The sequence below is a fragment of the Streptomyces sp. W16 genome, assembly GCF_033194735.1.
GTDB lineage: Bacteria > Actinomycetota > Actinomycetes > Streptomycetales > Streptomycetaceae > Streptomyces.
In genome coordinates, this window is record NZ_JAWOAI010000559.1 from 1 (window position 1) to 5975 (window position 5975).

A 5975-nucleotide genomic window follows, 5' to 3' on the forward strand; every position below is an offset into this window, starting at 1 on the left:
AGAGCGCGGACGGGCCGGTGCCGTGGGCCGCGAGGGCGGTCCCGGTGAGAGGCCCGCAGACGGCGGTGGCCGTCAGGCCCAGAGTCGCCGCCCAGCGCGCGGTGTTCCGCATTGTGTGCATCCTTCCGCTAGATGCCGGTCCCGCTCGGTCGGTGCCGAACCGGCGGGCGCCACTCTGCCGAGTCCGCCGCCGGAACACACATCCCACCCACAGGTTTCAGTAACCTTGCGTGTTGAATCAGTGGCGTGAAGTCACAGAATTCGAACGCGCGAACCCCGTAACCACGGGCTTCCCGATCTCCAAATCGGGCCGGTTGGCCGGTTTACCCGTCCTCGCCAATCGTCCTGAAACAGTCCCGAAACATTCCGCTTCAGCTCTCGGCGCACTCCACCGCAGCCCCTTGCGTTCGCACTGCTCGCGAGTAATCGTCATTACATGATTACGACAGAGCAGCAGGAGAAGCTTCGCGGCTGGTTCACCGGCCGTCTGCCCGACGACCTGTTCGAGGAGCTGGTCGAGGTCACGGTCGACCGCGAGGAGGTCACCGTCATCGGCCGTATCCCCGCACCCCGGCTCACCAAGGACGTCTCGGACGCCGAGAAGGAGGCGGCCGTCCAGGGCCGGGTCCAGGAGTTCCGCGAGCGCACCCGGGAGACCCGGATCGCGGTCGCGCGCGAGGCCGAGCACCGGTTCCGCAGGAAGGTCTCGTGGGGCGTGGAGTGCGCCGGGGAACGCTCACTGTTCACCCACATCTCCGCACCCGTCATGACCCGGCTGCGCCAGCCCGAGCGCCAGGTCCTCGACACCCTCATCGCCGCCGGCGTCGCCCGCAGCCGCAGCGACGCCCTCGCCTGGTGCGTCCGCCTCGTCCAGCGCCACACCGACGACTGGCTCGCCGAACTGCGCGACTCCCTCGAACACGTCCAGCGGGTCCGCGCCCAGGGCCCCGACACCGAACCGGAGGACGCCCCGGGCGACAGCGAGTGACAAACAGGGTGGACGATTCCTCCACCCACGGCACGGAAGATGGATGAACCGTCCTCTGGTGCGGGTGTCGCGGCCCGCCATAACGTCGGCAGACACCCTGAGGACGGCATCCCTTCACCCCGCCCACCCCGCGCACGTGAACCGCCGTCCACACCGCCACCGCGCCACCCCGCGCTCCACCGCCGTCCCCCGCTGGAGCCCCCTTGTCCTCGCAGCCCGCCCCCTCCCCCGCCACGCCGAGCCAGTCCCTGACCGAGGTCGAGACCTACGGCGTCGAGCGCATCCCCGACGCGGACCGCACCGCCACCCCGCTCGACCTGTTCCGGGTCGCGTTCGGCGGCGCCAACACCTTCTCCACCTGTGTCCTCGGCGCCTTCCCCATCCTGTTCGGCCTCTCCTTCTGGCAGGGCCTCGCGGCCACGCTCCTCGGAGTCGTCGTCGGCGCGCTGATCCTGTGCCCGATGGCGGTGTTCGGCCCGGTCAACGGCACGAACAACGCGGTCGCCCCCTCCGCGCACCTGGGCGTGCACGGCCGGGTCGTCGGCTCGTTCCTGTCCCTGCTCACCGCCGTCGCGTTCTTCTCCATCTCCGTGTGGAGCTCCGGCGACGCCCTGGTCGGCGGCGCGCACCGGCTGTTCGGCCTGGAGCAGAGCACGCTGTCGTACGTCGTCGCGTACGCGCTGTTCGCCGGGCTGGTCCTCGCGGTCTGCGTCTACGGCTTCCGGTTCATGCTGTTCGTCAACAAGATCGCCGTGACGTCCGCGACGGTTCTGTTCCTGCTCGGCGCCATCGCCTTCGCCGGTGACTTCGACCCTTCGTACGCCGGTGTCTTCACGTCCTCGGCGGACGCGGCCACGCAGTCGCTGTTCTGGCCGTCGTTCATCGGCGCGGCGCTGATCGTGCTCTCCAACCCGGTGTCGTTCGGCGCGTTCCTCGGCGACTGGTCGCGCTACATCCCGGCGAACACCCCGCACCGCAAGGTAGTTGGGGCCGCGTTCCTGTCCCAGATCGCGACGCTGCTGCCCTTCGTCTTCGGCCTGGCGACGGCGAGCATCATCGCCACCAAGGCCCCCAAGTACGTCGACCCGTCGGCCCCCGACTTCGTGGGCGGACTGCTCGCCATCTCGCCGAGCTGGTTCTTCCTCCCGGTGTGCCTGCTGGCCCTGATCGGCGGCATGTCGACGGGCACGACTTCCCTCTACGGCACCGGGCTCGACTTCTCGTCGGTGTTCCCCCGGCTGTCGCGGGTCCAGGCGACGCTGCTGGTCGGCGTGCTGTCCATCGCGTTCATCTTCATCGGGCGCTTCGGCCTCGACCTCGTCCAGTCGATCTCCACCTTCGCCACGATGATCATCACCTGCACCACACCCTGGATGGTCGTGATGATGCTGGGCTTCTACACCCGGCGCGGCTGGTACGACCCGGACGCGCTCCAGGTCTTCAACCGCCGCCAGCGCGGCGGGCGTTACTGGTTCTCGCACGGCTGGAACTGGCGCGGCATGACCGCGTGGTGGGTGGCCGCCGTGGTGGGTGTGCTGTTCACCAACATCCCGGGGCAGTTCGTCGGCCCGCTCGGCGACCTGGCCAACGGCGTCGACATCAGCCTGCCCCTGTCACTGGCCGTGGCCGCGGTGCTGTTCCTCTCCCTGCTCAGGCTGTTCCCCGAACCCCGCGCGGTGTACGGCCCCGAGGGCGCCCGGCTGGCCCGTACCGTCGAGGTCCCGGTGCAGCCGATCACCGGCCCCGGAACGGCACCGGTGGCCCCCGCACTGGCCACCGAGGGCAGCTGATGCCGGCCTGGATCGACCTGTCGGTGCCCGTCGTCACCGGGATGCCCGTGTATCCCGGCGACCCGGCCGTCGAGGTCTCCCCGGCCCTGCGCGCACCCCGCGACGGCGTCAACGTCCTTCAGCTGCACATGGGTTCGCAGTCGGGCACGCATGTCGACGCCCCCTACCACGTGGACGACAGCTGGCCCCGCCTCGATGAAGTGCCCCTGGAGCGCTTCGCCGGGCACGCGGTGGTGGCCGATGTGCGCGGGCTGCCGGCCAGGGCACCGATCACGCCCGAACTGCTGGTACCCGCGCTGAGCCAACTGCGCCCGGGTTCGCTGCTGTTGCTCGCCACGGGCTGGTCGGCGTACTGGGGCACCGACGACTACCTCGCCCATCCGTGGCTCACCCCGGAGGCCGCCGAAGCCCTCGTCGGAGCGGGCGTCCGTACGGTCGCGGTCGACGCGCTCAGTGTCGATCCGACGCCTCAACCAGGCGATGCGACGGCCGACTTCGGCCTGCCCGCCCACCGGGTGCTGTGCGGTGCGGGCGGGGTGATCGCCGAGAACCTCACGGGTCTGGAACAGGTGGTGGGCCTTCCGGACCTGGAGCTGTTCCTGTTTCCGCTACGGCTGCCGCGGGCGGACGGCGCGCCGGTCCGGGCTGTCGCGCAGGCGGTCTGATCCGCCCCGCAGGGCCGTTGTCAGACCCACCGTTTACGTTTGCCCCATGACTCGATTCGTTTTGGTGGCGGGCTCGTGGCTTGGTGCGTGGGCGTGGGACGAGGTGGTGTCGGAGTTGCGCGAGGCCGGGCACGAGGTGCATGCGCTGACCCTGTCCGGGCTCGCGGAGAAGCAGGGGGTTCCGGCCGGGCAGCAGACCCATGTCCAGGACATCGTCGACGAGGTCGAGCGCCTCGATCTGCGGGACGTCGTCCTGGTCGGACACAGTTACGCGGGCGTACCCGTGGGCCAGGCGGCGGAGCGGGTCGGCGACCGGCTGGCCCGGGTGGTGTTCGTCGACGCGAACGCGCCGGTCGACGGCGAGTCGTTCCTGGACGGCTTCCCGAGTGACTACATCAGGAAGTCCCTCGACGAGAACGGCGGCGACTGGCCGCCCCTGGACCCGGCGGACTACGCCGGCCAGGACCTCACGGACGAGCAGATCACCCGCATGGTCACCGACGGAACCCCGCACCCGGGTGCCACCCTCACCGAACCGGCAGTCCTCGCCCACCCGTTGGCCGACCTCCCGGCCACCTACATCAAGTGCCTGCTCGACGGCGACGAGTTGATGGGCCCGGTGGGCGAACTGGTCGAGAGCGGACGCTGGGAGCTGGTCCGGATGAACACGGGCCACTGGCCGATGTTCTCCCGCCCCCGCGAACTGGCCCGCGTCCTGGACGAGTCGGCCACCCGCCCCTGACCCGCACCCCTCTCCCCCACCTCGACGAGGATTCAGCATGACCCCCAAGAAGCACGTCCTGGCCGTCGTCCCACCCCACGTCGGCGGTCGCACGGCGGGAGCCGGACTGGCGGCGCTGCTGCCCGACGGGGTGCACGTCACCGTCGTGGAGGCGGTCGACGAGGACCCCGCGGCCCTGCGCGCGGCGCACGTCATCATCACCGCGCTCGCCCCGGTGACCGCCGAACACCTCGCCGCAGCACCGGAGTTGGAGTTGGTGCAGTGCGCGAGCCACGGCTTCGACTACGTCGACCTGGAGGCCGCGCGGGCCCAAGGGGCGCTCGTCTGCACCATCGGCTCCAGCGGCGCCGAGGCGCAGAACGTGGCAGAGCAGACCTTCGCCCTGATGCTGGCGCTCGCCAAGCGGATCGTCCCCGCGCACACCGCGCTCGTCGACGGCGACTGGGCGCTGCCCCGGCTCCAGCGCTCGCTGACCGAGCTGTCCGGCAAGACCCTCGGCATCGTGGGACTGGGCGCCATCGGACAGCAAGTCGCCCGCCGGGCAGCCGCGTTCGACATGACCGTCGTCTACGCCGGTCGGCGCCCCGTGCCCAAGGAGACGGCGGCACGGCTCGGCGGCGCCCGTCATCTCCCGCTCGACGAGCTGCTGCGCCTGTCCGACTACGTCACCCTGCACGCGCCGCTCACCGACGAGACCCGGCATCTCCTGAACGCCGAACGGCTCGCGCTGCTCAGGCCGACCGCGTTCGTGATCAACACCGCGCGGGGCGCCCTGATCGACCAGGACGCCCTGGCGGACGCCCTCGAAGCGGGCACCCTGGCCGGTGCGGGCCTCGACGTCTTCGACCCCGAACCGCCCACCCCGGCACTGCGGTTGCTCAAGGCCCCGAACGTGGTGCTCTCACCGCACGTCGGCGGTGTGACCCGGGAGACCGTCGTCCGGATCGCGCTGGCCGCCGTACAGAACGCGGCCGGTTTCCTGACGGGTCGGCGGCCGGGTGATGTCGTCAGCTGAGCCGGTCCGCGTTGCGCGCGGGGCGCGGGGACGGGGTTCCCGTGCCGGTGATCGACAGCGAACCGGGGCTGGCCGACACCGAGTCGGTCAACCATCGCTGTGTGGCGGAGCCGTCGCGGACCTTGAGGACGATGTCAGCGCCCGCGTCCTCGGTGGTCGAGGTGAGCGCGAGCCCCGAGTCCCAGCGGGGCAGCAACTCGCCCTGCACGGTGAGGTCGTAGCGGACATCGTTGCCACGCTTGGCCTTCACGTCCGCGCAGGTGCCGAGCACGACGACACCGGCGTCCGCGTGCGAGTCCAGGCACAGCCCGGAGTCCGCCGCACTGCGCAACAGCCCGTCGGTCCCGTACGACCACTCCTGGGTCTCGGCCGAGGAGCACACCGCCAGACTGGTGTCGGCGCCGGCCTTCACGGTGCCCCGGATGTCCAGGCACAGGTCGGCGGCGGCGTTGCGCAGCCTCGTCTGCCCGGGTACGGCGGGGAGCCTGGCCGTACCGGGCGCCGACGATGACACGTGTCCGCTCCCGCTGGTGGAGGCGACCGGGTCGGTGGTGCCGCCGTGGTCCGGCCACAGGCTGACGGCGAGGACGCTCGCGACGACTCCGGCGCCGATCAGGCCCACACCGACGAAGAGCGACCGGGACGATCGACCCGACCTGGCAGACCTGGCCGCGTCCACGATGCGGCGGCCGGGTGCGGGGAGCCGGGACAGCAGACGGTGCGGCCCCGTGCCGCCGCCGCTGTGCCCGCCGTGCCGGCCGGCGATCCGCGTCCG

The 5975-nt window shown here is 71.2% G+C and carries 6 protein-coding genes and 1 pseudogene; 5 read left to right on the forward strand and 2 right to left on the reverse strand.

What is annotated here, in order from left to right:
• Positions 1–112, reverse strand: a pseudogene (locus tag R6V09_RS43640) (protease inhibitor protein); the annotation flags it as partial.
• 324 nt (positions 113–436) lie between these two features.
• Between R6V09_RS43640 and R6V09_RS43645 the strand changes: the two are divergent.
• The 5 genes from R6V09_RS43645 (at position 437) to R6V09_RS43665 (ending at position 5200) form a co-directional block, all read left to right on the forward strand.
• Positions 437–988 carry a hypothetical protein gene (locus R6V09_RS43645; protein WP_317887034.1) on the forward strand — a complete coding sequence of 184 codons (552 nt, stop codon included), beginning with the start codon at positions 437–439 and terminating at the stop codon, positions 986–988.
• A gap of 203 nt (positions 989–1191) precedes the next feature.
• On the forward strand, positions 1192–2778 hold the full coding sequence (locus R6V09_RS43650) for a purine-cytosine permease family protein (RefSeq protein ID WP_317887035.1): 1587 nt from the start codon (positions 1192–1194) through the stop codon (positions 2776–2778).
• On the forward strand, positions 2778–3443 hold the full coding sequence (locus R6V09_RS43655; RefSeq protein WP_317887036.1) for a cyclase family protein: 666 nt from the start codon (positions 2778–2780) through the stop codon (positions 3441–3443). The genes R6V09_RS43650 and R6V09_RS43655 overlap by 1 nt, the downstream gene beginning before the upstream one ends.
• A gap of 46 nt (positions 3444–3489) precedes the next feature.
• Positions 3490–4185, forward strand: a complete 696-nt coding sequence (locus R6V09_RS43660; RefSeq protein ID WP_317887037.1) for an alpha/beta fold hydrolase — start codon at positions 3490–3492, stop codon at positions 4183–4185.
• Between the two features lie 37 nt (positions 4186–4222).
• Positions 4223–5200 carry a 2-hydroxyacid dehydrogenase gene (locus tag R6V09_RS43665; RefSeq protein WP_317887038.1) on the forward strand — a complete coding sequence of 326 codons (978 nt, stop codon included), beginning with the start codon at positions 4223–4225 and terminating at the stop codon, positions 5198–5200.
• On the opposite strand, the gene R6V09_RS43670 is transcribed toward R6V09_RS43665, so the two are convergent.
• On the reverse strand, positions 5193–5975 hold a 783-nt coding region (locus R6V09_RS43670), incomplete at its 5' end, for an RICIN domain-containing protein (protein WP_317887039.1). The two genes, R6V09_RS43665 and R6V09_RS43670, sit on opposite strands and share 8 nt — an antisense overlap.

Coding starts and splice junctions, on each gene's coding strand:
- R6V09_RS43645 (WP_317887034.1), top strand. CDS start 437: ATGATTACGACAGAGCAGCAGGAGAAGCTTCGCGGCTGGTTCACCGGC.
- R6V09_RS43655 (WP_317887036.1), top strand. CDS start 2,778: ATGCCGGCCTGGATCGACCTGTCGGTGCCCGTCGTCACCGGGATGCCC.
- R6V09_RS43660 (WP_317887037.1), top strand. CDS start 3,490: ATGACTCGATTCGTTTTGGTGGCGGGCTCGTGGCTTGGTGCGTGGGCG.
- R6V09_RS43665 (WP_317887038.1), top strand. CDS start 4,223: ATGACCCCCAAGAAGCACGTCCTGGCCGTCGTCCCACCCCACGTCGGC.